23 protein-coding genes and 3 tRNA genes are annotated in these 25,973 nt (G+C 67.9%); 20 read left to right on the top strand and 6 right to left on the bottom strand.

Translation table 11 applies throughout. The annotated features are described in order from the left end of the window. Nucleotides 1-32 precede the first annotated feature (32 nt). Nucleotides 33-521, bottom strand: coding sequence for a YajQ family cyclic di-GMP-binding protein (locus tag ABD197_RS13945; protein WP_344055876.1), 489 nt, complete (start codon nucleotides 519-521; stop codon nucleotides 33-35). Nucleotides 522-1,100: 579 nt separating this feature from the next. Here ABD197_RS13945 and ABD197_RS13940 point away from each other — a divergent pair. The 10 genes from ABD197_RS13940 (at nucleotide 1,101) to ABD197_RS13895 (ending at nucleotide 11,291) form a co-directional block, all read left to right on the top strand. Further along, nucleotides 1,101-2,351 (top strand): sugar ABC transporter substrate-binding protein, encoded by a 1,251-nt coding sequence (locus tag ABD197_RS13940; protein ID WP_344055457.1) that lies wholly within the window; start codon nucleotides 1,101-1,103, stop codon nucleotides 2,349-2,351. Nucleotides 2,352-2,447: 96 nt separating this feature from the next. Further along, nucleotides 2,448-4,061: an ABC transporter permease subunit gene (locus ABD197_RS13935; protein ID WP_344055456.1), complete on the top strand. Its 1,614-nt coding sequence runs from the start codon at nucleotides 2,448-2,450 to the stop codon at nucleotides 4,059-4,061. Further along, on the top strand, nucleotides 4,061-5,074 hold the full coding sequence (locus tag ABD197_RS13930; protein WP_344055455.1) for a sugar ABC transporter permease: 1,014 nt from the start codon (nucleotides 4,061-4,063) through the stop codon (nucleotides 5,072-5,074). Before ABD197_RS13935 ends, ABD197_RS13930 begins: the two co-directional genes overlap by 1 nt. A 131-nt stretch (nucleotides 5,075-5,205) precedes the next feature. Further along, nucleotides 5,206-7,170 (top strand): glycoside hydrolase family 13 protein, encoded by a 1,965-nt coding sequence (locus tag ABD197_RS13925; RefSeq protein WP_344055454.1) that lies wholly within the window; start codon nucleotides 5,206-5,208, stop codon nucleotides 7,168-7,170. Between the two features lie 62 nt (nucleotides 7,171-7,232). Next, the gene (locus ABD197_RS13920) at nucleotides 7,233-7,733 is read left to right on the top strand and encodes an FBP domain-containing protein (RefSeq protein WP_344055453.1); all 501 of its coding nucleotides are present in this window, start codon (nucleotides 7,233-7,235) and stop codon (nucleotides 7,731-7,733) included. After that, nucleotides 7,730-8,647 (top strand): PfkB family carbohydrate kinase, encoded by a 918-nt coding sequence (locus tag ABD197_RS13915; RefSeq protein ID WP_344055452.1) that lies wholly within the window; start codon nucleotides 7,730-7,732, stop codon nucleotides 8,645-8,647. The genes ABD197_RS13920 and ABD197_RS13915 overlap by 4 nt, the downstream gene beginning before the upstream one ends. A 97-nt stretch (nucleotides 8,648-8,744) precedes the next feature. Next, nucleotides 8,745-8,826: transfer RNA gene (locus ABD197_RS13910), tRNA-Tyr, on the top strand. 276 nt (nucleotides 8,827-9,102) lie between these two features. After that, nucleotides 9,103-9,600: a hypothetical protein gene (locus tag ABD197_RS13905; protein ID WP_344055451.1), complete on the top strand. Its 498-nt coding sequence runs from the start codon at nucleotides 9,103-9,105 to the stop codon at nucleotides 9,598-9,600. 75 nt (nucleotides 9,601-9,675) lie between these two features. Beyond that, a complete protein-coding gene (locus ABD197_RS13900) occupies nucleotides 9,676-10,233 on the top strand; it encodes a YbaK/EbsC family protein (protein WP_344055450.1) in 558 nt (185 codons plus the stop codon). Between the two features lie 86 nt (nucleotides 10,234-10,319). Further along, nucleotides 10,320-11,291, top strand: coding sequence for a hypothetical protein (locus ABD197_RS13895; RefSeq protein WP_344055449.1), 972 nt, complete (start codon nucleotides 10,320-10,322; stop codon nucleotides 11,289-11,291). A 9-nt stretch (nucleotides 11,292-11,300) separates the two neighbouring features. On the opposite strand, the gene ABD197_RS13890 is transcribed toward ABD197_RS13895, so the two are convergent. Further along, nucleotides 11,301-12,887, bottom strand: coding sequence for a phytoene desaturase family protein (locus tag ABD197_RS13890; protein ID WP_344055448.1), 1,587 nt, complete (start codon nucleotides 12,885-12,887; stop codon nucleotides 11,301-11,303). Between the two features lie 55 nt (nucleotides 12,888-12,942). Between ABD197_RS13890 and ABD197_RS13885 the strand changes: the two genes are divergently transcribed. From ABD197_RS13885 to ABD197_RS13870, 4 genes are all read left to right on the top strand, one after another. Beyond that, nucleotides 12,943-13,743, top strand: coding sequence for an inositol monophosphatase family protein (locus tag ABD197_RS13885; RefSeq protein ID WP_344055447.1), 801 nt, complete (start codon nucleotides 12,943-12,945; stop codon nucleotides 13,741-13,743). A 335-nt stretch (nucleotides 13,744-14,078) separates the two neighbouring features. Further along, nucleotides 14,079-15,293 (top strand): M23 family metallopeptidase, encoded by a 1,215-nt coding sequence (locus ABD197_RS13880; RefSeq protein WP_344055446.1) that lies wholly within the window; start codon nucleotides 14,079-14,081, stop codon nucleotides 15,291-15,293. A gap of 66 nt (nucleotides 15,294-15,359) precedes the next feature. Continuing rightward, a tRNA-Thr gene (locus ABD197_RS13875) sits at nucleotides 15,360-15,431 on the top strand. Nucleotides 15,432-15,465: 34 nt separating this feature from the next. Continuing rightward, nucleotides 15,466-15,539: transfer RNA gene (locus ABD197_RS13870), tRNA-Met, on the top strand. 109 nt (nucleotides 15,540-15,648) lie between these two features. On the opposite strand, the gene ABD197_RS13865 is transcribed toward ABD197_RS13870, so the two are convergent. Both ABD197_RS13865 and ABD197_RS13860 read right to left on the bottom strand, forming a co-directional pair. Continuing rightward, nucleotides 15,649-15,963, bottom strand: coding sequence for a putative quinol monooxygenase (locus ABD197_RS13865; protein ID WP_344055445.1), 315 nt, complete (start codon nucleotides 15,961-15,963; stop codon nucleotides 15,649-15,651). Then, nucleotides 15,960-17,000 carry a LacI family DNA-binding transcriptional regulator gene (locus ABD197_RS13860; protein ID WP_344055444.1) on the bottom strand — a complete coding sequence of 347 codons (1,041 nt, stop codon included), beginning with the start codon at nucleotides 16,998-17,000 and terminating at the stop codon, nucleotides 15,960-15,962. The genes ABD197_RS13865 and ABD197_RS13860 overlap by 4 nt, the downstream gene beginning before the upstream one ends. 72 nt (nucleotides 17,001-17,072) lie before the next feature. Between ABD197_RS13860 and ABD197_RS13855 the strand changes: the two genes are divergently transcribed. From ABD197_RS13855 to ABD197_RS13830, 6 genes are all read left to right on the top strand, one after another. Beyond that, nucleotides 17,073-18,530 carry an NAD(P)H-dependent oxidoreductase gene (locus ABD197_RS13855; protein WP_344055875.1) on the top strand — a complete coding sequence of 486 codons (1,458 nt, stop codon included), beginning with the start codon at nucleotides 17,073-17,075 and terminating at the stop codon, nucleotides 18,528-18,530. Nucleotides 18,531-18,581: 51 nt separating this feature from the next. Then, nucleotides 18,582-19,637 carry a sugar ABC transporter substrate-binding protein gene (locus ABD197_RS13850; protein WP_344055443.1) on the top strand — a complete coding sequence of 352 codons (1,056 nt, stop codon included), beginning with the start codon at nucleotides 18,582-18,584 and terminating at the stop codon, nucleotides 19,635-19,637. Nucleotides 19,638-19,674: 37 nt separating this feature from the next. Next, nucleotides 19,675-21,174, top strand: coding sequence for a sugar ABC transporter ATP-binding protein (locus ABD197_RS13845; RefSeq protein WP_344055442.1), 1,500 nt, complete (start codon nucleotides 19,675-19,677; stop codon nucleotides 21,172-21,174). Beyond that, on the top strand, nucleotides 21,171-22,196 hold the full coding sequence (locus ABD197_RS13840; protein WP_344055441.1) for an ABC transporter permease: 1,026 nt from the start codon (nucleotides 21,171-21,173) through the stop codon (nucleotides 22,194-22,196). The genes ABD197_RS13845 and ABD197_RS13840 overlap by 4 nt, the downstream gene beginning before the upstream one ends. 254 nt (nucleotides 22,197-22,450) lie before the next feature. Beyond that, the gene (locus tag ABD197_RS13835; RefSeq protein ID WP_344055440.1) at nucleotides 22,451-23,365 is read left to right on the top strand and encodes an LLM class F420-dependent oxidoreductase; all 915 of its coding nucleotides are present in this window, start codon (nucleotides 22,451-22,453) and stop codon (nucleotides 23,363-23,365) included. A 25-nt stretch (nucleotides 23,366-23,390) separates the two neighbouring features. Next, on the top strand, nucleotides 23,391-23,933 hold the full coding sequence (locus ABD197_RS13830; RefSeq protein ID WP_344055439.1) for a cysteine hydrolase family protein: 543 nt from the start codon (nucleotides 23,391-23,393) through the stop codon (nucleotides 23,931-23,933). Nucleotides 23,934-23,985: 52 nt separating this feature from the next. On the opposite strand, the gene ABD197_RS13825 is transcribed toward ABD197_RS13830, so the two are convergent. Beyond that, nucleotides 23,986-24,360, bottom strand: coding sequence for an SHOCT domain-containing protein (locus tag ABD197_RS13825; protein WP_344055438.1), 375 nt, complete (start codon nucleotides 24,358-24,360; stop codon nucleotides 23,986-23,988). A 126-nt stretch (nucleotides 24,361-24,486) separates the two neighbouring features. After that, the gene (gene cls, locus ABD197_RS13820; protein ID WP_344055437.1) at nucleotides 24,487-25,953 is read right to left on the bottom strand and encodes a cardiolipin synthase; all 1,467 of its coding nucleotides are present in this window, start codon (nucleotides 25,951-25,953) and stop codon (nucleotides 24,487-24,489) included. Nucleotides 25,954-25,973: the final 20 nt, after the last annotated feature.

Here is a 25,973-nt window from a genome sequence, read left to right as displayed (position 1 = left end):
CGGGGACGACGCCGTGCGCCGGAGGGCGGGTGCTAGCGGTAGTTGGTGAACTGCAGGTCGACGTCGAGGTCGGCGGCCTTGAGGAGGCGCTGGACCTCCTGCAGGTCGTCGCGGCTCTTGGACTGCACGCGCAGCTCGTCGCCCTGGATCTGCGACTTGACGCCCTTCGGGCCCTCGTCGCGGATGATCTTGCCGATCTTCTTCGCGTTCTCCTGGGAGATGCCGTCCTTGAGCGTCGACGTGATGCGGTACTCCTTGCCGCCGGCGACCGGATCGCCCGTCTCGAGGCTCTTGAGCGAGATGCCGCGCTTGATGAGCTTGGACTGGAAGACATCGAGCACGGCCTTTGCGCGCTCTTCGGTGTTCGCCTTGATCAGGATCGCCTCACCGCTCCACTCGATCGACGCGCCGGTGCCCTTGAAGTCGTACCGCTGCTCGACCTCCTTGCGGGCCTGCTGCAGGGCGTTGTCCGCCTCCTGGTGGTCGACTTTGCTCACGATGTCGAAGGAAGAATCAGCCATGCCGGGCAGTCTACTCGGCACGGATGCCGGGGCCTCGGAGTCCGGATCCTCAACTGCGCAGCGGGTCACCGAGTTCGCGATGAAGCCGCGATCCGTGAGCAGCCGCTCCGCCAGCAGCCTCTCTGTCGCGGCTTCGACCTGATCCAGCATGTGCTCCGCTGCAGAACCCGTGAGCGCGCCGCTCTTCACGTACTGCGCGTCGACGTCGTCGTGGGACACCGGTTCCGGCGAACCGGGTGCGTACGGACCGGTGCCGGTCTCGCGGCGAGCGGGCGGTTCGTCATCCCCCCAGCCTCTCATTCGCTGCACCGAGGCTTGACGGGGCACAGACTGTGCAAGCGCTTGCACCGGCGATGGCGGTTATGTACGTCTCGGGCCGCCGAGAGCGGTATCCGCTTGTCGTCAACCTCTCATCAGGTCACGAACCCGTATCGATCAGGAGAGTGAAGGGTTGCGGTTTTCCGGGTCCGTGGTAAAAATGTAAGCGCTTGCATATCGCGAGCGGAAGAACGGCCTTCACGGTGCACCCGCCCCGGCTCGGCCGGACATCCCCCTATTGCACGTAAGAGAGGCACACCGATGAAGGTGAACAGGAAGAGCGCGATCGGAGTAGGCGCGCTCATCGCCGGAAGCATGGTCCTGCTGGGCGGCTGCGCCGGCGGAAGCACGGATGGCGGCGACAGCGGCGGCGACAGCGCCGACTCGACGCCCATCACGGTCTGGGTCGACATCGAGCGCAAGCCCGCGCTGGAGGGTGTCGCCAAGAGCTTCACCGAGGAGACCGGTGTCGAGGTCAAGCTCGTGACGAAGGACTTCGCCACGGTCGACCAGGACTTCATCAGCCAGGTCCCCACCGGCAAGGGCCCGGATGTGATCGTCAGCCCCCACGACAAGCTCGGCTCCTACGTCGCCGCGGGTGTGGTCGCGCCGCTCGAGCTCGGTGACGTCGCGGACGGCTTCGCCGAGTCCTCCATCCAGGCCATGACGTACGACGGCAAGGTCTACGGCGTGCCGTACTCGATCGAGAACGTCGCGCTCGTGCGCAACACCGATCTGGTCGCCGAGCCCGCCACGACGTACGACGAGGTCATCGCCAACGGCACCGCCGCCGGCACGGAGTACAAGTTCCTCGTCGGACTCAGCCCCGAGCAGGGCGACCCGTACCACCTGTACCCGCTGCAGACGTCGTTCGGCTCCCAGGTGTTCGCCCAGAACGCCGACGGCAGCTACGACGCATCGCAGCTCGTGCTCGGTGACGAGGCCGGTATCGCGTTCGCCGACTGGCTCGCCACGCAGGGTGCCGCCGGATCGAACGTCATCAACGCCAACATCGACGGCGACCGTGCTCGCGAGTTCTTCCTCGCCGGCCAGTCCCCGTACTACCTGACGGGCCCGTGGAACATCCCCGCGATCTCCGAGGCCGGCATCAACTACGCCATCGACCCGCTCCCGAGCGCCGGTGGCCAGGAGGCCAAGCCCTTCATCGGCGTCAACGGCTTCTTCCTCTCGAGCAAGTCCACGAACGCTCTGGCGGCGACGAACTTCATCGTCAACTACCTCAGCACCGAGGACGCCCAGCTCGCGCTGTACGAGGTCGGCGGCCGTCCGCCGGCACTGACCGCGGCCTACGAGACCGCTGCCGCCGAGAACCCCGACGTCAAGGCGTTCGGTCAGATCGGCCAGACCGGTGCTCCGATGCCCGCCATCCCCGAAATGGGTGCCGTGTGGTCGGACTGGGGCAACGCCGAGCTGCAGATCATCAAGGGTGAGGGAGGCGAGCCGGCGACCATCTGGACGACCGCTGCCACCAACATCCAGGGCAAGATCTAAGGCCCGAAAAGCAATCCAGGTGGGTGGGGCTGTTCGCGGCCCCACCCACCTGTCTAATCTCTGAGGCACGACACTGCGATGAAGGAGCGTCCATCGATGGCGACCGCTGATCAGGAGACGGTGAAGCCGACCGGCACCGCCGGAGGCTCCTCGCTCAACCGCTGGGGCGATGACCCCCTCTTCACGCCCAAGAAGCGTCTGACCTCGGGCGGCCTCATCGCCCTCCTGTTCAAGGTGATCCTGCTCGGCATCATCGATGCGGTCGCGATCCTCGCGGTCTACATCCTGATCGGCAAGGGCGACTGGATCGCCGCCGGCGTGCTGGTGATCGTCGTCGCGCTCGTCAACTTCATCTACCTCCGCCCTGGCCTCCTGCCGGGCAAGTACCTGACACCGGGACTCTTCTTCCTCGCGATCTTCCAGATCTTCGTGATCATCTACACCGGCTACATCGCCTTCACGAATGCCGGTGACGCGCACAACAGCACCAAAGAGGATGCGATCGCCCAGATCATCCGCACCTCCCAGGATCGCGTGCCCGATTCGCCGTCGTACACCGTGCAGGTGTTCAAGCAGGGCGACCAGTTCGGGATGCTGGTCGCCGAGCCCGGCGGCGATCTCTCGTTCGGCACGAACGAGCAGCCCCTCGAGAGCGTGAACGCCGCGCCCGACGGCTGGGACCAGCTGAACCTGAACCAGATCATCCGTTTTCAGGACCAGGTCCTCGACCTCAACGTCCAGGTCACCGATGACGTGAACGACGGCACGCTGCGCACGTCCGATGGGCAGAACGCGTACGTGTTCGTCTCGAGCCTGGCCTATGACGAGGCCGCGGACACGTTCACGAACACCCAGACCGGTCAGGTCTACGTCGACGACGGCGAGGGCAACTTCCGCGCCGAGGACGGGGCGACCCTGACGCCCGGGTGGCGTGTCGTGATCGGGTGGGACAACTTCGCCAGCGTCTTCACGAACGAGCAGATCCGCGACCCCCTGCTGCGTGTGACGGTGTGGACGTTCGCATTCGCCGCGCTGTCCACCCTCGTTTGCTTCGCGTTCGGCCTCTTCCTCGCGATCGTGCTCAACCACCCGACCCTGCGCGGCAAGCGGATCTACCGCATCCTCGTGATCCTGCCGTACGCGTTCCCGGCCTACCTCACGGGCCTCGTGTGGGCGGGCATGCTCAATCAGGAGTTCGGCTACATCAACGAAGTGCTGCTTGGAGGTGCGTCGATCCCCTGGCTCGCCGACCCGTGGCTGGCACGCTTCAGCGTGATCTTCGTCAACATGTGGCTCGGATACGGATACATGTTCCTCGTGTGCACCGGGGCCCTCCAGTCGCTTCCCGACGACATCGTCGAAGCGGGCAAGATGGACGGCGCGAGCGCGTGGCGCATCTTCCGCTCGATCAAGATGCCGCTGCTGTTCGTCGCGGTCGCGCCGCTGCTCATCGCGACGTTCGCATACAACTTCAACAACTTCGGCGTGATCTACATGCTGACGCGAGGCAATCCGCGCTTCACGGACACGACCCTCGACGTCGGAGCCACCGACATCATGATCACGATGGTCTACAAGGTCGCCTTCGGCGGTGGCGGCGGTCGTGACCTGGGCCTGGCATCGGCGCTGTCGATCCTCATCTTCATCATCGTGACGGTCGTCGCGATCGTGAGCTTCCGGCAGACCAAGGCACTGGAGGACATCAACTGATGAGCGAGAACACCAACTCCGCCGGCACGCGTCGCGAGCGCGCCGCCATGCAGGACGCCGTCGTCGGAACCTTCTCCGGCCAGGGCGCGGTCGAGGGGGAGCTCGTGGGCTCCGCCCTGGCTCCCGCGCAGACCACCGTCGCTCCGCCGCAGAACAGGCGCAGCTTCAAACGATGGTTCACCGACACGGGCTGGCGGCACATCGTGGCCTGGGTCGCGATCATCTTCGCGCTGTTCCCGTTGCTGTACATCGTCTCGGCATCGTTCAACCCGGTGGGGACCCTGACCGGCTCGAACCAGCTGTTCTCGTCGTTCTCGACGCGCAACTACGAGCGGCTGTTCAACGACCCGAGCATCCCGTACGCCACCTGGTACGTGAACTCGCTCATCATCGCGATCGTGACGAGCGTCGCCACCGTCTTCCTCTGCGCGCTCGGCGCGTATGCGTTCTCGCGCATGCGCTTCCGCGGACGCCGATTCGGCCTGGCGACCCTTCTCGTGCTGCAGATGTTCCCGCAGCTGCTGGCCATCACCGCGATCTTCCTTCTCATGATCCAGATCAGCGACGTGTTCCCGGCGATCGGCCTCGGCACGCACGCGGGGCTCATCATGATCTACCTGGGCGGCGCGCTCGGCGTGAACATCTTCCTGATGTACGGCTTCTTCAACACGATCCCGCCGGCGCTGGACGAGGCCGCCAAGATCGACGGCGCGGGACACGCGCGCGTGTTCTTCACGATCATGCTCCCACTGGTCACGCCGATCCTGATCGTGGTGGGTCTGCTCACCTTCATCGGAACGATCGGCGAGTTCGCGATCGCGAGCGTCATCCTCACCGACCCGAACCAGCAGACCGTGGCGATCGGGCTCTTCCAGCTCGTGTCGGGCTTCCAGTCGCAGAACTGGGGCATCTTCTCGGCCGGCGCGATCCTCGCGGCGTTCCCGGTGATGCTGATCTTCCTGTTCTCGCAGAAGTACATCGCCGGCGGCTTGGTCTCGGGTTCGGTGAAGTGACGGATGCCGCCGGGCGCGGCATCCGTTCGGTATAACTGAAGAACAATTCAAGGGCTCTGCCATGGCGACCGGCCGTGCAACCACGTCGATTCCTCGGCGGCGTTGCCGCCCGTCTCCTCGAAAGGCACACCATGACCACCCTTGAACCCCACCACGACGGCTCACCGCTGTACGTCTCGAACTCTTCGCCGGAGATCGGCGACGAGGTCACCGTCCGTGTGCGTGTCCCCGTCGGCTATGGACCGCTCGAGCGTGTGCTCGTGCGGTCGAACCCCGATCACGAGCCGCTGTGGGTGGAGGCCTCGCTCGACGGCGAGTCGGACGGGTGGGAGTGGTGGTCGGCGCGCATCGTCGTGGCCAACCCGCGCCACGGCTATCGCTGGCACCTCGTGCACGACGGCGGCCGTGTCGAGATCCTCAGCCAGGGCGGGCTCAGCGGGATAGACACGCTGGACGCGGTCGACTTCGCGCTCGTGGCCGGCAATCCGCCGCCGAGCTGGACGAGCGACGTCGTGATGTACCAGATCTTCCCGGATCGCTTCGCGCGATCGGCTGCGGCTGATGACCGCCCCACCCCGGAATGGGCGATCCCCGCTCAGTGGGACGACGAGCTCATCCCGGTGCCCCCGGGACGTGGCCAGCAGTTCTTCGGGGGCGACCTCGACGGCATCGTTGAGCACCTCGACCACATCGCCGCGCTCGGGGTCACGATGATCTACCACACGCCGATCTTCCCGGCGGAGTCCAACCACCGGTATGACGCGGCGCGGTTCGACGAGGTCGACCCGCTGCTGGGCGGCGATGACGCCTACCTCCGCCTGATCGATGCGGCGCACGCGCGCGGCATCCGCATCATGGGCGATCTCACCTCGAACCACTCCGGTTCGGCGCACGAGTGGTTCCGCGCCGCCCACCGTCACCCCGAGGCGCCCGAGAGCGCGTTCTACTACTTCCTCGATGATGAGAACGAGGACTACGAATCATGGCTCGGCGCCCCGACGCTGCCGAAGTTCGACTGGAGCTCGGACGAGCTGCGCCGACGCTTCACCGAGGGGGCGGATTCCATCGTCGCGAAGTGGCTGTCGCCGCCGTACGGCATCGACGGGTGGCGCATCGACGTCGCCAACATGACCGGGCGGCTCCGCGACATCGACCTGAACGAGTCCGTGCGACGCGCGATCCGCCGCACGATGATCGAGATCGAGCCCGAGACGCTGCTGGTGGCCGAGTCCACGAACGATGCCGCGAGCGACCTTCAGGGGGACGCATGGCATGGGGCGATGACCTACCCCGCCTTCACGCGGGGACTGTGGGCCTGGCTGAGCGATCCGACCGGCATCCCGCACATCAACGCGTTCGGCGAGGAGACCGACGAGATGTGGTACTTCGGTATCCCGACCGGGATGCCGAGCTACGACGCGACCCAGTTCGTCGCGCAGATGCAGCGGTTCACGAGCCAGTTGCCGTGGCGCGTGCGGCTCGGTTCCATGCTGCCGCTGGACACGCACGACACCGCGCGCTTCGCGACCCGCGCGCTGCCGGGCACGATCCCGGTGGCCGTGGGACTTTCGATGACGCTCCCGGGCATCCCGGTCGTCTTCGCGGGCGACGAGTTCGGGCTCACGGGTATCGATGGCGAGATGAGCCGGACGCCGATCCCGTGGGACCGGATCGAGGAGCCGGACGTGAGCGCACGGATCGACCTGTACCGCGAGCTCATCGGGCTGCGCCGCTCCCACCGGGCTCTCGGCGACGGCGGGCTGCGCTGGCTGCACGTGGGACCGGAGGGCGTCGTGTTCGTCCGCGAGTCCACGGAGGGGGTGGTGCTCGTGGTCGCCGCGCGCGATGACCTCGACATCGCGCTGCCTGCGGCAGCGGTGCACGGTGCGGGCTCCGCCGTGTCGGCGTTCGGAGACGCGACCCTCGGGGTCGCCGAGGACGGCGGGATCGTGCTCTCCGCCGAAGGCCCGACCTTCGCGGTGTGGTCGCTGCCCGGCATCCAGCCGCCGCCGGCGACGGCATCCGCTTCCGCGACGCTGCCGCAGGCGGGAGGCATCGCCGACGCGGAGATCGCGGCACTCGATACCGACTCGTGAAGCCCGACCCGCCGGCGGAAGAGCGATCTTCGTAGACTGATCCGAGGCGGCGAGGAGGCTTCATGCGTCAGTTGACCGAAGGCGACATCCGTGGGGTGTTCGTGAATGCGGACGAGGATGAGTTGCGGGTGCTGGCGTTGCCGCACGACTTCGTCCTGACCGATTGGTTCCACCAGGACTTCCTCGCGTGGCGCGATCCGCGCACGAGGGGGCGGGGCTACCTCATCGGCGAGTTGGACGACCGGCCGGTGGGCATCGTGCTCCGCGCCGCCGACGGGAACTCGCGAGCGGCATCCGCTCTGTGCAACGTGTGCCACACGATGCAGCCCGCCGACCAGGTGACGTTGTTCTCGGCGCGGAAGGCGGGTGAGGCGGGACGCCGCGGCGATGCGGTGGGCACGTACATGTGCGCCGATCTGTCGTGCCACGAGAACGTCCGGCTCGCGGCGCCGCTCGCTCCCAATGAGGTGCGGGCGAGTGTGGATGCGCGCATCGACGGTACCCGTCGTCGGGCCGAGGCCTTCATCGAGCGGGTGCGCGATGCGGCGAGGGCTGACGCATGAACGCCCGGGTGGTCGTCGTGGGCGATGCGCTGATCGACGAGCTGCGCGATGAGACCGGCATCCGCGAGTTCGTCGGCGGGGCGGCTCTCAACGTCGCCGTGGGGCTGACGCGCCTCGGAGTGCCGACGACCCTTGTCGCGATGGTGGGCGACGACGAGGCCGGCGCGCACATCCGGAGCTACCTGCGCGACTACGGCGTCGAGCTCATCTCCTCGCCGTCGCCGCACGGATCCTCGCGAGCGGTCAGCACGCGCAGTCCGGGCGGCGAGCCGGTGTACGAGTTCAACGCCGCCGCGCAGGCGCGGGCGCTCGATTTCGGCGCCGACACGCGCGCGGCGCTCGCCGAGGCGGGCATCGTCGCGGTCAGCTGCTGGCCTTTCGATGACATCGAGCAGACGCGCCTCCTGGCGGAGGCTCTCGGCTCCGGATCGGCGGCGCTCGCGATCGACCCGAATCCGCGGGCGGGGATGCTGAAGGACCGGTCCGCGTTCGTCCGCGGGTTCGAGAGCCTCGCGGCGGAAGCAGCCCTCGTGAAGGTGGGCGAGGATGACGCACAGCTTCTCTACGACGAGCCCCTCGACGCTCTGCGCACCCGGCTCGTCGACCTCGGCGTGCGGGCCGTGCTGGCGACGCAGGGTTCGGCGGGGGCGACGGTCGAGGCGGGTGACGTCACCGTGACGCGTCCGATCTCCGACCTTCCGGGGCGCATCGTCGACACGATGGGCGCCGGCGACGCGGCCTTCGCGGCCGCGGTGGCCGCCCTCGGGGACGGCGGACCGCAGGGGGAGGACGCCTGGGGCGCCGTGCTCGAACGGGCCATGGACGTCGCCGCCGCGACGTGCCGATTCGAGGGTGCGCTGCTGCGTCTTCCCGAGTCCCTGGCGGAGATCGACCTCGACCGGATCGGTACCTGACCGCGCTCGGCGGCGCGGATTTTTCCGCCGCGCTCCGGACGCGTAAGATGGGTGATCGCGCCTCCGCTCGACTGTACAAGCCGGTCGGGTGCGCCCTGGCGAGTTACCCAAGCGGCCAAAGGGATCTGACTGTAAATCAGCCGGCGTAGCCTTCGGGGGTTCGAATCCCTCACTCGCCACGCTCGGAAATGCCCCGCTTCGGCGGGGCATTTCGCGTTTCTGGGCGGAACGCCGCCGGTCGGCCCTCGGCCCGCCGTGCACAACTCCTCACTCTCGGGCCGGTGTTGGTCGTACCGGGCCCGGGAGCCCTGCCGGACCCGAGATCTTGAGGAGTCGTGCACGCCCAGGTCGGCCTACCACCGCCTTCGCGCGCTGACAACCCCATGCTCGTGGCCTGCGACGGAGCCCAGAGCGAGCGTACGATGACGCGACCGCACCCCACGAAGGGACACATCATGAGCGACACCCAGGGCAACACCGAAGAGGCCACGCAGGCAGCGCGCGACGCCGCCGCGAAGGTGCGCGAGGCCGCCGCCGACGGCGCAGAGTCGCTCGGAGCGACGGCCGAGCAGATCGCCGAGGACGTCAACGAGCGGGCCTCGGCAGCCGCGGCCGACGCATCGCGAACCGTGGGCGATGTCACCGACAAGGTCACGGACAAGATCAGCGACGTCGTGGAAGGCGCGAAGGGAGCGGCATCCGATGTCGCCGCATCCGTGAGCAAGGCCGCCGACGCCGCGGCCGATGCCGCGAAGGCCGCGAGCGAGAAGCTCAAGGACGCCGCCGGCGACCTCGACGTCGACCAGCTCGTCGCGCAGACGCGGACGGTCGCGGGCGAGTGGACGGACAAGCTCAAGGAGGCCTACCGCGAGCGCCCCGCCGTCGTGATCGCCGCGGCCGCCGGCGCGGTCGTCCTCGTCGGCGCGATCATCCGCAACCTCGGCCGACGCTGAGGGGATGCCGACCGCCGGGTCCGCGCCGCCTCCCGGTGGCGCGGCCCGGCGGTCGGCGGCCATAGGATCCGTGGCATGCCCTGGCACGCGACCGGAACCCTGACCGCCCTGCCCGCGACGGCGCACCTGGACCTCGTCGCCGCACCGGTGGCGGCGGCGCTGGCCTCACTGGACGAGACCCTCGCGGCCCAGGTCGGCGTGACGCCGATCGATGCGACCCTCGCCGACACCGCCGAGTTCTGCGCGCGCTACGGCGTCGCCCCCGAGGTCTCGGCGAACTGCGTGATCATCAGGGGGCGTCGAGGCGGCGAGGAGCGCTTCGCGGCCGCCGTGGTCCTCGCGACCACGCGCGCCGATGTCAACGGAGTGATCCGGCGTCGGCTCGACGCGCGCACCGCCTCCTTCGCCCCGATGGATGAGGCGGTGGCGCTGACCCACATGGAGTACGGCGGCATCACGCCCATCGGGTTGCCCGCAACGTGGCCGGTCTTGATCGATGCGGCGGTCGCCGCATCTCCCGAGGTGGTGATCGGCGGCGGCGTGCGCGCGAGCAAGATCTTCCTCCCGGGTGCGGTGCTGGCTGCGCTCCCGGGCGCCGAAGTGATCGAGGGCCTCGCCCGCCTCGTCGAGTGATCCGGCCTGGGGAGAACCCTCCGGTGCCGGGGGCGCGCATGCCAGGATGGCCGTGAGCGCAAGCTCCCGCCGACGAGAGGAACGCCATGACCGCGCCCGATCCGAACACTCGCGACGCCACATTCGACCCGTCGGCGTCCTCGCTCGTCCGGGCGGCCATCTGGGTCGCGATCGGCGCCCTCATCGCCGCCGCGATCGTCTGCGTGATCTGGGTGCTGATCGGATCGCAGAACGGCATCGTCGGCCGCGCGTTCCTGACGATCCTGCTCCTCGCGGGTTTCGCCGGTGTCGCGATCATGGATGCGCACCTCGCCGCCCGGCGGCCCGCGTGGTTCGCGCTGGCGAGCATGGCGACGTGGGTGGTGACGCTCCTGATCGGGGCGGTGCTCATCTGGATGCCGGAGCGCTACTCCTTCGGCGGCTTCGGACGCTTCATCCAGTTCCTGCTGATCGTGCTCGTCCTGCAGCTGGCCCTGCTGCACATCCGTCTCTACACGAAGGCCTTCCAGCGGCACGTCACGACGTTCACGCAGATCATCACGATCGTGACGATCTCCCTCGTCGTGATCCTCGCGATCATGCTCGTTCTGCCGCTCATGCTGGCCGAGTGGGTGGACTTCCGTGACCTGTACTGGCGCTTCGTCGTCGCGATCACGATCCTCGCCGCCGTCGGCACCGCGCTCGTGCCCCTCGTCAACGTGCTCTTCGCGCCGCGCAAGCCGAAGCCGGCCTACCTCACGGCCCCGCCCGCCGCGCCGGCTCTGCCCCCGTGGCCGACGTATGCCGACGGCGTGACGCCGCTGCCGATCATGCCCGACGGCTCACCGGACTGGAATGCCTACTACACCGGCTACCCGTCGCAGACGGCGCAGGCGATCGCCCCGGTCGCGCCGTTCGCCGCGCCTGCCGGTCAGCAGTGGGCGCCGCAGCCGGGTGTCGATCAGCAGTGGGCGGCGCAGCCGGATGCCGGGGCCCAGAATGCACCGCAGCAACAACCGACCGTGCCGCACGGTTACGAGGGCTTCCCGCCGCCTCCGCCGCTGCCGCCGCGGTCGTAGGCCGACACCTCAGTCGAGGATTTCGAGGGCCGCCATCGCGGCGTTGTGCCCGCCGATGCCGCTCACGGCACCGCCGCGCCGCGCGCCCGATCCGCACATCAGGACGCCCGGGTGCGCGGTGGCCACCCCCCAGCGCTGCGCCGGCCCGTTCAGCGGCTCCTCGTCGTCCGCCCACGGCCAGGACAGACCGCCGTGGAAGATGTCCCCGCCCGCCATCCCGAGCGCACGCTCGAGGTCGCCGGTGGTCTTGGTTTCGACGCACGGGAGGCCGTCCGGCCCGACGTACACGCAGTCCGCGATCGGCTCGGCGAGCACCGAGTCGAGTGAGCGGGTCGCCGCCTCCAGCAGCGCCGCGCGCGCGGCATCCGGATCGTGTCCGCTCAGCAGGCGGTGCGGAACCTGCAGGCCGAACAGAGTCAGAGTCTGGGCGCCTTCGGCCTGGAGGTCCGGACCGAGGATCGACGGGTCGGTGAGCGAGTGGCAGTAGATCTCGGCGGGGAGGGGATCGGGGATGCCGCCGCCGGTGGCGACCGCGAAGGCGTCGTCGAGCTGTGACAGGCTCTCGTTGATGTGGAACGTGCCGGCGAACGCGGCTTCGGGGGAGACCGTCCGATCCCGGAGCCGCGGGAGCCGACGAAGCAGCATGTTCACCTTGATCTGCGCGCCCTCCGGCTGCTCCCGTGCCACCACGCCGTCGGCACCTCCGGCGGCGAGCAGGCGTGCCAGGACGGCGGGGCCGACCCCGCTGAGGACGAGCCGCCCGCGGATGACGGCCGCGGAATCGCCCGCGAGCTGCACCTCGCCGTCGGGGCTCACGGCGACCACCTCGGCACCGGCGCGCAGGTCCGCTCCGGCGGCGCGCGCGGCGCGCTCCAGCTCGCCGCTCACGCGCCCCATCCCGCCGACGGGGACGTCCCAGTCACCGGTCCCGCCGCCGATCACGTGATAGAGGAAGCAGCGGTTCTGGCGCAGGCTCGCGTCGTCGGCCGAAGAGAACGTGCCGATGAGCCCGTCCGTGAGGGCGATGCCGCGGACGAGGTCGCTCTGCAGCGACGAGCGCAGGAGTCCGCCGAGCGGTCGCTCGACGATCGCGTCCCACAGATCGCGGTCGGCGAAGCCGTCCCTGACCGCCGCGCGACGAACGAGGGGCTCGGTCACCCCCGGGAACAGGTGCTGAGCGAGCGGCGTCAGGCGTCCCGTGAACGCGGCGTAGCGGTCCGCCTCCGCCGTGTCGCCGGTCGTCCTGGCGAACGATTCCGCCGTTGCGGCGGCATCCGCGGTGTCGATGAGGATGCCGCGCTCCGGATCCGCCGGATCCGCCGGATCCGGCGTGTACGACGAGAAGCGGCGGCGACGCAGGTCGATGCGCAGGCCGAGGTCGTCGATCACCCGGCGAGGCAGCAGGCTCACGAGGTAGGAGTACCGCGAGAGCCGGGCCTGCACCCCCTCCCACGGCGTCTCGGACACCGCGGCGCCGCCGAAGTGCAGGAGGCGCTCGAGGAGGAGCACCGAACGCCCGGCGCGGGCGAGGTAGGCGGCGGCGACCAGAGCGTTGTGGCCTCCGCCGACGATCACGACATCGTGAGTGTGCGGCATGGTTCCACGCTAACCGGCGAGCGGCGCGATCGACCCACCCCGATAGCGTGGAGGTATGGCATCAGCGCACGAGCTCGAAGCACTCGCGATCGACATCGCGCGGGAGGCCGCGGAGCTCGCCCACCGGCGGCGGACCGAGGGTGTGGCGATCGCGGCGACGAAGTCCTCGATCGCCGACATCGTCACCGAAGCCGACCGCGAGGTGGAGGACCTCATCCGCGGAAGGCTCGCCGCCGAGCGGCCCGATGACGGTTTCCTGGGGGAGGAGTCCGGCGCCGAGAGCGGCGCGAGCGGCATCACGTGGGTGGTCGACCCGATCGACGGCACCGTGAACTACGCGTACGGCATCCCCGCGTACGCCGTGAGCATCGCCGCCGTCCGCGGCGAGCCGGTGCCCGATCGCTGGGAGGGTCTGGCTGGTGCCGTGTGCAATCCCGTCTCCGGCGAGCTGTTCCACGCGTCGGCCGGCGGTGGGGCGTGGCTCGGCGACGAGCGTCTCGCGGTGAATGAGCCCGTGTCCGCGGCGGGCGCCCTGCTGGGGACCGGGTTCGGGTACGACCCCGCGACGCACGCCGGCGACCTTGCGAGAGTGGCCCGTGTGATGCCGCTGGCGCGCGATCTGCGGCGCATCGGAGCGGCATCCCTCGATCTGTGTTTCGTCGCGGCAGGCAGGCTCGACGGTTACTTCGAGCGCGGACTCAACCCCTGGGATCACGCGGCCGGGGCTCTCCTGGTGACCGAGGCGGGCGGCCGCTTCGCCCGTGCGGAGCTCACGGACGATCCCGGGAGGCCGCTTTTCGTCGCTGCCGGGCCGACGCTGTTCGGCGGGTTGTTCGCCGCCGCGGTCGGTTCGTGAAAAGATCGAGAAGGAGCGATCCGGTCCGCCGGGGTGTGCCGCACATGGCATTCTCAGGTCGGTCCGGATAGTCTTTACCCGATCGTTACTTTCGTCACCCGAACCGGCGGAAGTGATCACAAGCCCGACATCCGACCGTTGCCCCCCTTTGCGACACGATCTGAGAGCCCCTCTGCGCATTGCCTCTTGATGCCCTCCAGGCTGACGCCGCCCCGACGCGCCGTTCCAGCCGGAAGCCCTCCGCCACGCCGTCCTCGGCGCCGGTGGAGACCGCAGGGCTCTCGCGTGCAGAGTTGCGTCGGCGCGCGTCGCGGCCAGCCGGCGCTCCGGATGCCGTGACCGAGGCCCCCTCGGATGAATCCGTCATCGCAGCGGTGGAGACCGTCGTCGCCGTGGCGGTCGCCGCGGACGCGCTCGCCGCAGAGGCGCTCGGCACCGAGACCGCGGAGCCGGTCGCCGCGCCGCTGACGCGTCGCAGCCGCCGCGCGAATCGCCCGGCCGAGCCCGCCGCCGTCGAGGCGGAGGTCGAGGTCGCCGAGCCCGTGGCGGACGCGCAGCCCGTGACCACCGTCGAGGAGCTCATCTTCGACGAGGTGCCGGCCGAGCCTGTCGTGATCGCCGCCGAAGACGCCCAGGATGCGGCATCCGCCACCGCGACGCCGGACGAGGCCGCCGCCGCGACGCCGGACGCGGCCGCCGACGCGTTCGAAGCCGCTGCACGGCTGTTCTCGTTCACGGGTGAGACCGCGATCCAGCGCCCTGTGGAAGAGCCGGTCGCGGACGAGAAGCCGGATGTCACGCATGTCGCGCCCCGTCGACCGCGCGGCGCGTCGTTCAAGCGGGTCACCGCGGCCTCGTTCTCGCTCGGCGTGATGGGCATCGTCGGGCTCCTGACGGTCGGACTGACCACGCCTGCCGAGGCGGTCGCCGCGCCGGCGTCGAAGGCCGGCACCACGAACCTCACCGTCGCCGCGGGGGATGTCGCCCCTGAGGCCGGCGAGATCCAGGCGTACGTGACGCCGTCGGACATGCAGAGCGCGCCGATCAGCCGTTCCGAGACCTACACGACACTCACGATGGCGCAGCTCGCCGCCGATTCGGGCATCTCGAACTTCTCGAACTTCTTCGTCAACGACCCGAACTCGCCGATCCAGTGGCCGTTCGCGGTCGGCGTGCCGATCAGCTACGGCTTCGGCATGCGCGACGGGACGATGCACGAGGGCGTGGACTTCACCCCGGGCGAAGGATCTCCGATCCAGGCCGTCGCCGACGGCGTCGTCCGCGAGTCCACCGATTCCGGCGGTGCGTTCGGCGTCCACATCGTGATCGATCACATCATCGACGGCCAGCTCGTCTCGAGCAGCTACTCGCACATGCTGTACGGATCGCGTCAAGTCGAGGTCGGCGACCACGTCACCGTCGGCCAGATCGTCGGGCACACCGGCAACACCGGTCGGTCGTTCGGCGCTCACACGCACTTCGAGATCCTGATGAACGGAACGACTCCGATCGACCCGATCCCGTGGCTGCGGGAGCACGCGGGCGGCTGACCTCCGATTCAGACGGATGCCGTCGCTCTGGTATTCTCTTCTAGTTGCCCAGGTGCGCCTGGGTACGCCCCGATAGCTCAGTGGCAGAGCACTTCCATGGTAAGGAAGGGGTCGTCAGTTCAATCCTGACTCGGGGCTCGCAGCATCCGGTGTTCATCCACCGGCATGACGCGGCGGGGTAGCTCAGTTGGTGAGAGCGCACGACTCATAATCGTGAGGTCGCGGGTTCAAGCCCCGCTCCCGCTACGAACGAAGAGGCCCCCTTGTGGGGCCTCTTCGTTCGTCGCAGGGTGGTCAGCACGGTTTGGGCGGCATCGCGCTCCGCACGCGCAGTCTGCCGGCGCCGAAACCGGACTCAGAGAATGCCTTGTGAGGTGGTTCCTGCCGCGAGCGGAAGCATCGTGGTGACAGCGACCGGACGGTCCAGGTGCGGAGCGATCAGTTCGTTCAGACGCTCGACGGCGGGTCCTGCAGCGTGCGCGTCGAGTGCGGCGCGCGACGTCCACTTCTCGATCATGACGATCGAGTCATCGTCGGCGTCGTGAATCGCATAGAGGACGCACCCAGGCTCGGCGTGGACGCTCGGGATCGCCGCACGCAGTGCCGCGAGCAAGCGCTCCTTGGCGCCAGCGGATGCGTGGAACACGGCGGTGACAATCACATCTGTCATGAGTGGGGTGCCCTCCAGGGGTTCGGTGTGATGGTGACGGTACTCGAGCGTGCCACGAACTCGGCCGGGACGGAGATCGTCCGCGGCTCGTCGGTGACCCGGCCGCGCAGGCGCGCAGAGACGAGTTCGAGAGCGTGCACCGCCAGCATGCTCGTGGGGGGGCGCACGACGCTGAGCGGAGGGCTCACGAGTTCGGTCCAGGGATTGTCGTCGAAGACCACGACGGAAAGGTCCTCCGGGATGGCGATCCTCGTCTGAGCCAGTCGCCGAAGGGCGTTTCTGACCTGCGCGGTATTCGCCACGATGAGAGCGGTCGGAGGCTCTCGCAGGTCCAGGAGCGACCCGACGGCGTCCGCGCCTGCGTCGCCACGGAAGCGCACCGAGTGCACCAGCTCGCTGCGGTATGCGATGGCGCGTGCCTCGAGGGCGCGGCGGTAGCCGTCGACGCGCTCCGCTCCGGTTGTCGTCGTCGATGGGCCGGAGATCAACGCGATGCGCTCGTGGCCGAGGTCGAGCAGGTGGTCCGTGGCCTCCTGTGAGGAGGTCACGTTCTCGATGCGGACGACATCGATCGGCAGGTCGCGGATCGCCCGGTCCACGAATGTGATCGGCACTCCCAGATCCAAAAGCCGATGCCACTTGTCCACGTTCGCACCCGTCGGTGTGGCGATGATCCCCGCCACCGACCGATCCTGGAGGCGATCCAGGATCTCCCGCTCGAGCTGTGCGTCCTCCTGTGTCGTCATGAGCTGCACCTGCAGTCCTGCGCCCCGCGCTTCCCATACGACCCGGTCGGCCAACCGCGCGAAGAAGGGATTCTCGAGGTCGGTCACGATCAGGCCGATGGTCGTCGTACCGCTGACCAGGCTCCGAGCCGCCGCGCGCGGGCGGAAACCGAGTTCCTCGATCGTCTCCATCACCTTGTCGCGCGTCTTCGCAGCGACGGGGCCGGTCCCTTCGTTGATGACCCGGGACACGACGGCGACGGACACACCCGCGGCAGAAGCGACGTCCCGGATCGTCGGCTGCTTCCTCATCGCGATCCTCCCATCGTGTCCGCCATGCTAGCGAGGCTCATCCGACACCGAGTTTCGGCTCGGTCCTTGACGGTGCGTAAATCGGAGTGGTACAAAAGTGGAACCGTTACCACTTTATCGCTTCTCGACACCGACGTCCACCGCATCAGCGGCCTTCCTCGTCAGGGTCGAACGAGGGAGAAATTAGAGATGAACCTTCACCATCAACTGACCCAGCGCGAGGCCGACGGGCGGCCCATTCGCGTCGGTCTCATCGGCGCGGGACGCTTCGGGAACATGTACCTCGCCCAGGCGCGAAACATTCCGGGCATTCACGTTGCCGCCGTGGCCGACATCAACGTCGAGCGAGCCCGCAACGCATTCGCCCTCGCCGGGTGGCCGGACTCGCTGATCGCAGACTCGGTCGCGGACGCGCTCGAGCACCGTACGACCGCCATCGTCGGCTCATCGGCCGAGCTCTTCCGCGGCGACATCGACGTGATCGTCGAAGCGACCGGAAATCCCATCGTCGGGATCGATCACGCCCTGCGCGCGTTCGCCGCGACGCAGCACATCATCATGGTCACGGTGGAGGCCGATGCGCTCGCCGGCCCGGCGCTGGCGCGACGCGCCGAGCAGGCCGGTGTTGTGTACTCGATGGCGTACGGAGACCAGCCTGCCCTGATCATGGAGTTGGTGGACTGGGCCCGCACGTCCGGATTCGACGTGGTCTGCGCGGGCAAGGGAGCCAAGTACCTGTCGCACTACCACGAGATGAATCCGGACAACGTCTGGGAGAACTGGGAGTTCTCCAAGGAGCTCACCGACTCCGGTCAGCTCAACCCCTACATGCACACGTCGTTCCGCGACGGAACGAAGGCGGCGATCGAAATGGCGGCCGTTGCGAACGCGGCGGCGCTCGTCCCCTCGGACGAAGGGCTGACCTTCACTCCCGGCGACGTCGAGCAGATCGCGACGATCTGCCGACCGGCGTCTACGGGAGGGGTGCTCGCCCACGAAGGCAGTGTTGATGTGATGTCCAGCGTTACGCGCGAGGGCGACTGGATCCCCCACAACACCCAAGAGGGCGTGTTCGTTGTGGTCAAAGCGACGAATGCATATGTCGCCGATTGCTTTGTCGAGTACCCCTGGCACCCGGACCCCAGCGGGCAGTACGCCGCTCTCTACCGGCCGTACCACTACGTCGGGCTCGAGTTGAACATCTCGATCGCCAATGCGGCCATTCGCGGCGTCGCGACCGGATCCCCGGTCGGCTTCTACGCCGATGTCGTCGCCACCGCCAAACGCGACCTGACCGCTGGCGAGTTCCTCGACGGTGAGGGCGGTTACACCGTCTGGGGCAAGCTCGTGTCAGCTGCCCGCTCGACTTCGACGCACGCGTTGCCCGTCGCGCTCGCCCACCACGTCGAGCTGGTCCGTGATGTCCCGAAGGGCGAGATCGTCAACTGGGATGACGTGAAGATGGACGACTCCCTTACGACAGCGCTCGAACTTCGACGCGAAACCGAAGCCCTCTTCGTGTCGGCTTAGCCTGCGACACCCGACCTGAACACCCTCCTTACAAAGATGAAAGGTATGAGAATGACCCGCACTACCCGACTAACGGTCGCTGCTCTCGCTGTTGCTGCGCTGGGCGTCAGCGTCGTCGGCTGTTCCGCTTCGCCTGACGGTGGTGGGGGGTCCGCTGAGGGCTCCGACGTCGTCTCTCTTGTGCAGGCGGATGAGGTCCGGCCGTATGAGGATGTCCTCGATTCGTTGGGGGACCCGTCGGTTCCGGATGGCGCGAAGGTTTGTTATGTGACGCGGACGCTGTCGAACGAGTATTGGTCGTTCGTGGCGTCGGGTGTTGAGGATCGTGCGAAGGAGTTGGGTGCGGAGGTGCAGATCTTCGCCGTCAATGACGAGGCCTCGATCACGGAGCAGCTCGATAAGGCCAAGGGTGCGTTGACTCAGGGCTGCACAGTGCTATTGGCGTCGCCTATCTCGGCGACGGGGCTGGACTCTGTTTTCACGGAAGCGCTGGCTGCGGGTGTTCCCGCGATCGTGCTGAACGATGCGAAGGGCACTCTGCCCGGCGTGGTGTATTCCGGTCCTGACTCGCTGACCACAGGTCGCACGGCTGCGGACTACATCGCGCAGAAGCTGCCGGAGGGAGGCCAGGTTGCGATGGTCGAGGGCGATCCTGGGTCCTCGAACGCGCTGAACCGGGGTGAGGGCTTCAAGGAGGGTCTGGCTGAGCACCCGAACCTCGAGTTGGTGGCGTCGGCGACGGCGAACTGGGACCAGACCAAGGCTCAGGACATCGCGACGACGATGCTGACGGCAAACCCGGATCTGAAGGCGTTCTACGTGCAGAACGACGGGATGGCGCTGGGCGTTGCCACCGCGGTGGAGCGGGCAGGGAAGACCGGTGAGGTCTTGATCGTGGGGACCGACGGGATCCCGCAGGCAAAGACCGAGATCCAGAATGGGCGGATCACGGCGACGGTGAGCCAGAAGCCCGGTCAGGAGGGCGCGGCGGGCGTCGATGTCGGCCTCTGGCTGCTTGCCGGCGAAGAGGTTCCCGGGTGGATTGAAGTTCCGGCTTTCATCATCGATTCCGAGAACGTCGCCGATTACGCCGAGGGTATGCCGTAACCGGCAGCCCAGGTTTCGAGACAACGAGGTGATCGAAATGGATGCACTGCTGCAGCTCGAGGACATTGCGAAGAGCTTTCCCGGGGTTCGCGCACTGGATGGGGTGACCTTCGAGGTCAAGGCCGGAGAGATCTGCACCATCGCCGGCGAGAACGGAGCGGGCAAGAGCACGCTCCTGGGGATCCTGGGTGGGTCGCTCACTCCGGATCGCGGTTCGATCACCATCGACGGCGTCCGGCGCGAGGAGTACTCCCCGCGCCGGGCGCTGGCCGACGGGATCGTCATCGCCCAGCAGGAACCCGCCGTGGTCCCGCAGCTGACCGTTGCTCAGAACGTCACGCTCGGCAAGTCCCGGGCTCAGCGTCGTGACACGCCGGACGCGGTCTCGGGTGTGATCGCCGATTTGAAGCGGATGGGGTTCGAGATGACCCCTTCAACTCCGGTATCGGCACTCAGCCCGGCGGAACGTCAGGCGTTGACGATCGCGCGGTCGTTCGCGTTCGGCGCGAAGATCATCGCGTTGGACGAGCCGACCACGAGCATGCTCGAGCACAATGCCGTGCACGTGCTGGAAAGGGTGCGTGAGATCGTTCAGGAACGTGAAGTCGCGGTGCTGTTCGTCTCACACAAGATGCCTGAAGTGATGCGGGTCTCTGACAGCGTCGTGGTGCTCCGCGATGGGAAGACCGCGTTCCGCGCGGAGATCAGCGAGACCAGCGAACACGAGATCGTGCAGAAGATGGTCGGGCGAGAGCTGCTCGCGTTCACCCGCGAGCACCCCGTGAAGGCGGACGCCCCGGTCCGTTTCGAAGCGAAGGACATCCGTCACCCACGTCATCCCGCCCCCCTGCAATTGACTGCTCGTGCCGGGGAAGTGGTCGGGATCGCCGGTCTGGTCGGATCGGGCCGGACCGAACTCCTCCGCGCGATCGTCCACGCCGACGCGGGCAGCGCCGGTCACATCACCATCGACGGCACGCCGCACCGAGTCGTGGACCCGCACACCAGTCGCACCGCCGGCATCGCGTTCATCCCGGAAGAGCGCAAGCGTCAAGGCCTCGTGCTGCAGATCCCGGCATACGCGAACATCGCGATGACCGCCGATCGACAGTTCCACGCCGTGGGCCCGATCGTGAGCAAGAAGCGTGAGATCGACACCGCCACGATTCAGACGCAGGGAATGTCGCTGCGCCCCGCGAACGTCAAGTTGAATGCCCGCCAGTTCTCCGGCGGCAACCAGCAGAAGCTCGTGATCGCGAAATGGACTTGGCGCGGAGCGACGGTCTACCTCTTCGACGAGCCCACCAAGGGCGTGGACGTCGGCGGTCGCATCGAGATCTATCGGCTCATCGATCGGCTGGCCTCCGAAGGCAACTCGATCATCGTCGTGTCATCCGATCTCCCCGAGATCATCTCCCTCAGCGACCGCGTGCTCGTCATGCGCGCCGGCCGCTTCGTCGGTTCCTTCGAAGGAACCGACATCAACGAACAGACCCTCGTAGCCGCCGCTATGGGCGTCGCGGAAGGAACCCAATGAGCACTCCCACCACCGGTCGACGCCGACCACGCGTCAACGTCCAGACCCTCGGCATCTTCGGCGCTGCGATCATCATCTTCGTCGTCTTCGGCATCCTCAGCCCGTCGTTCCTCACGATCGGGAACCTCCGTGACATCGCCGTCGCCGCCAGCATCAACGCGATCATCGGCCTCGGTGTCACCTTCGTCATCATCACCGGCGGTATCGACCTCTCGGTCGGCTCGATCGCCAGCCTGGTGGGAATCGTCGCGGCCACGTTCATGGTCAGCGGCGGCGTTGCCCCGATTCTCGCGCTCTTGATCGGCATCCTCGTCGGACTCGCCTGCGGCACCGCGAACGGGCTCCTGATCACACGCCTCAAGCTGCCGCCTTTCATCGCCACTCTCGGCACGATGAGCGTGTTCCAGGGCCTTGCCTACGTCACCACCGATGGGAAGCCCGTCTACAACATCCCGCCCGAGTTCGTGCTGATGCTCAACAGCTACATCGGCGGCGTCCCCGTGATGATTCTCATCGTCGCCGCCGTCGGCATCCTCAGCTGGTTCCTGCTGCGACGCACCGTCTTCGGCGAAAACGTGATCGCCGTCGGCGGCAGCGAGGAAACCGCATGGCTCTCCGGCATCCGAGTCAACCGGGTCAAGATCGCCGTCTACGCACTCTCCGGCGGACTGGCCGGCCTCGCCGGCCTCATCCTCGTCGCCCGCATCAACGCCGCACAGACAGAAGGCGGCAGCCCCTACCTCCTCACCGCGATCGCCGCAGCCGTCATCGGCGGAGCGAACCTGATGGGCGGCGAAGGACGCATCGCCGGCACCCTCGTCGGCGCCCTCATCCTCGGCGCCCTCACCAACGGACTCGTGCTCCTGAACGTCCCCAGCTTCTACGAACAGATCGTCACCGGCCTCGTCGTCATCATCGCCGTCGCCCTCGACCAATCCGCCAAAGACTGGCCCATGCTCAAACGAGGCAAAACCAAAAACGACATCACCACCCAAACCCCCGCCCAACAACCCGCCGGCTAAGCCGCGAGCGATCGCCGGGCAGCGCAACGCTCGAGGGTTGCGCTGACCGACGATCAGACATGACTGACCAGGACGCTTCGACCACCCCCGAAGTGCAGTTGCCAGAGTATTCGACGCCGGACTTCTGCAGGATCACCTGCGAACTGCGCCGAGCGCCGCTCCCGCTACAGAATGAACGCCCCCTCGTGGGGCGTTTCTTCGTCCGGGGGATGGTCGCGTCCGTCGGCGGGCGAGCCCTCTGACAGGCTGGGGTGATGGAGTACTGCACCTTCACCGAGCCCCAGCAGGGGTACAGCTACGACGACCAGCTCGCTTTCGCGCGGGCGACCGAGCATGCCGGCTTCGACGGGTACTTCCGGTCAGATCACTTCATGCGCATGGGCTCGGGTGATCCGCTGCCGGGTCCGACCGACGCATGGACGACGCTCGCGGGCCTTGCGCGCGAGACGGAGTGGATCCGCCTCGGGACCCTCGTGTCGTCGGCCACCCATCGCCTCCCCGCCGTACTGGCGATCCAGGTCGCGCAGGTCGACGCGATGTCCGGCGGGCGCGTCGAGCTCGGGCTGGGCACCGGCTGGTTCGAGGCCGAGCACCGGGCGTACGGCATCCCGTTCCCCGAGAAGCGCTTCGGGATCCTCGAGGAGCAGCTCGCGGTCATCACGGGACTGTGGGCGACGCCGACGGGCTCCACGTTCGACTTCGCGGGGGAGCACTACACGCTGGAGGACTCGCCCGCGCTGCCCAAGCCCGTGCAGCGACCGGTGCCTGTGATCGTCGGTGGCAACGGTCCGCGTCGGACACCCGCGATCGCCGCCCGGTTCGCGACGGAGTTCAACATCGGCTTCCTGCCCGACGACGAGCTCGCGACGGCCTTCGCCCGCGTCCGTGAAGCGTGCGAGCGGGTGGATCGCGATCCTGCGACCCTGAAGCTCTCGGTCGCGCTGACGACGATCATCGGCGACGACGAGCGGGTCCTCGAGCGCCGCGCCGCAGCGACCGGCCGCTCGCTGGAGGAGTTCCGCGCCGGAGCCACGATCTGCGGCGATGCGGCGCACATCGGCGAGCGGGTCGCACGACTCGGCGCTCTGGGGGCCGATCGCATCTACTTCCAGCTTCTGGACATGCGCGACCTGGAGCAGGTGGCGGAGCTCGGCGCGGCGCTCGCCTGAGAGACAGGGGAGTAGGGTTCCCCACGTGCCCGACACCCTGATCCTCATCGACATCCAGCGCGACTACTTCCCCGGCGGGCGCTTCCCGCTCGTGGGGCCGGAGGCCGCGGCCGAGCGGGCCGCGGCGCTCCTCGGCGCGTTCCGGGACCGGGGTCTTCCCGTGATCCACGTGCGTCACGAGAGCCTCGAAGCGGATGCCGGATTCCTGGCCGCCGGAACCGAGGGCGCTCAGCTGCACCCGGCGGTGGCCCCGGCAGACGACGAGATCGTGGTCACGAAGCACCACCCGAACGCGTTCCTCGAGACCGACCTCGAGGGCCACCTCGCCGCGGGTTCCTCTCTCGTGGTCGCCGGGATGATGACGAGCATGTGCGTCGACGCGACCGTGCGGGCGGCATCCGATCTGGGGTATTCCGTGACCGTGGCGGGTGACGCGTGCGCGGCCCCTGATCTCGAATACGCGGGCACGCGCGTGGCCGGCCCGGACGTCCACGCGGCGTTCCTCGCCGCGCTCGGCAGCGCCTACGCGGAGGTCCGTACGGTCGACGAGCTCATCAGAACCCCCTGAACGACGGCGTCCCCCGTGCGCGGCGAGGCGGCACGGGGGACGACGGGTCTGATCAGGCGAGTGCCTTGGCCTTCAGGGCGTCGAACTCGGCCTGCGTGATGGCGCCGGAATCCAGCAGCTTCTTGGCCGACTCGATCTCGGAGGTCGGCGAGGTGCCGGCCACTTCGCGGATGTACGCGTTGGCCTGCTCCTGAGCCTGCTTGGACTCGGCGATTCGCCGCTCGGTCATCCCGCGGCCCCGCGCGATCAGGTAGATGAACGCAGCCAGGAACGGCAGGAACACCAGGAAGATCAGCCACAGCGCCTTGCCCCAGCCGTTCAGACTCGGGTCGCGGAAGATGTCGATGACGACGGTGATGAAGATCCAGATGCACGCGATCAGCACGTAGACCCAGAAGATCCAGACGAAGAATTCCCAGATATTCACTTGATTGCCTTTTCTTGAGGGATGCGGCGAGGTGCCGACGATGCCCAAAGCTACCCAGGCTGCGGCGGCCGGACATCATGCGGGAAGGGTGATCCCGGATGCCGCCGTGCGCGAGCGTCGGAGACCTCAGTTCACCGCGGACGTGAGCCGCGCGAGCCCGTCGAAGAACGTCGCCTTCAGCGGCTCCTTCCGCCACTGCTCGAGGGTGAGTTCGCGCCCGGCATCCCGATAGCCCTGCTCGACCTCCCGCATCGCCCGGACGAACGACGCGCCGCGCACGAGCAGTGAGGACTCCGCGTTCAGGCTGAAGGAGCGGATGTCCATGTTGCTGGATCCGATGAAGGCGACGTCATCGTCGATCGACATGTGCTTGGCGTGCAGGATGTACGGCGCCGGGTACATGAAGATGCGGACGCCCGCCTCGAGCAGGTCGCTGTAGTACGAGCGCTGCGCGTGGCCGACGAGCCACTGGTCGGCCTGCTCGGAGACGAACAGCTGTACCTCCAGACCCCGCTGGCATGCGGTCGTGATCGCGTAGACCATCGCTTCGTCCGGCACGAAGTACGGGCTCGTGATGATGACCTTCTCGGTCGCGCCGTAGATGAGGGAGAGGAACATGCGGAGGTTGTTCTCGGTGTCGTAGCCGGGTCCGCTCGGCACGACCTGGCACAGCAGCGCGTCCGGGGAGGTCGAGGCCGTGAGCTCGGTCGCGGGCACCCGGTCGGTCAATTCCTCGCCCGTCTCGATCAGCCAGTCCGAGAGGAACACGGCGTTGACCGCGGCGACGACAGGTCCGGTCAATCGCGTCATGAGCTCCTGCCACTGCAGACCGCGCTTGATGTTCCCCGGAAGGTCGTACGTGCGCGCGATCAGGTTCTGCGACCCCATGAAGGCCACCCGCCCGTCGACGACCACGATCTTGCGGTGGTTGCGCAGGTCGGGGCGCTGGTACTTGCCTTTGAACGGCTGGACGGGCAGCATCCACGACCACTTCACGCCCATCCGGTCGAGCTCGGCGAAGGTCTTCTTGCTGTCGGGGATCTTCGCCGACGGCAGGTGGTCGGCGAGCAGGCGCACCGTCACGCCGCGGGCGACCGCGCGCTCCATCGCCGAGAAGAACCCGCGGGTGGTGTCGTCCCACGCGACGATGAAGAACTCCACGTGGACGAAGCGCGTCGCGCGATCGATCTCGGCGGCCATCGCGTCGATCGAGGCCTGGTAATCGCCGATGAGCGTCGCCTCGTTGCCGTACGAGGCGGGGAGTCCGGTGAGCGCCTCGTTCTGCTGCACGACGCGCTGGAACCAGCGCGGCCACGCGGTGTCCATCGTCTCGAGCCCGGCAGTCCGCACGCTCGCCCGGATCTCCTCGTCGATGCGCGCCTGCTCCTGCCGGCGTCGCTTCGGGAGCTTGAAGCTGCCGATGAGCAGATAGAGCAGGATGCCGACGTACGGGATCAGGAAGATCGCGAGCAGCCACGCCATCGCCGCGGTGGGTTTCCGGCGACGGGGGATGATGATGAGCGCGGCGATCTTGATCGACAGGTCGATCAGCGCGGCGATGATCCAGGCGAGATTGGTGGCCGAGGTATCCATTTGCGCGTCACGCTATCGCC

The sequence above is a fragment of the Microbacterium lacus genome, assembly GCF_039531105.1.
Taxonomy (GTDB): domain Bacteria; phylum Actinomycetota; class Actinomycetes; order Actinomycetales; family Microbacteriaceae; genus Microbacterium; species Microbacterium lacus.
This window is presented reverse-complemented; position numbering and strand designations above follow the sequence as displayed.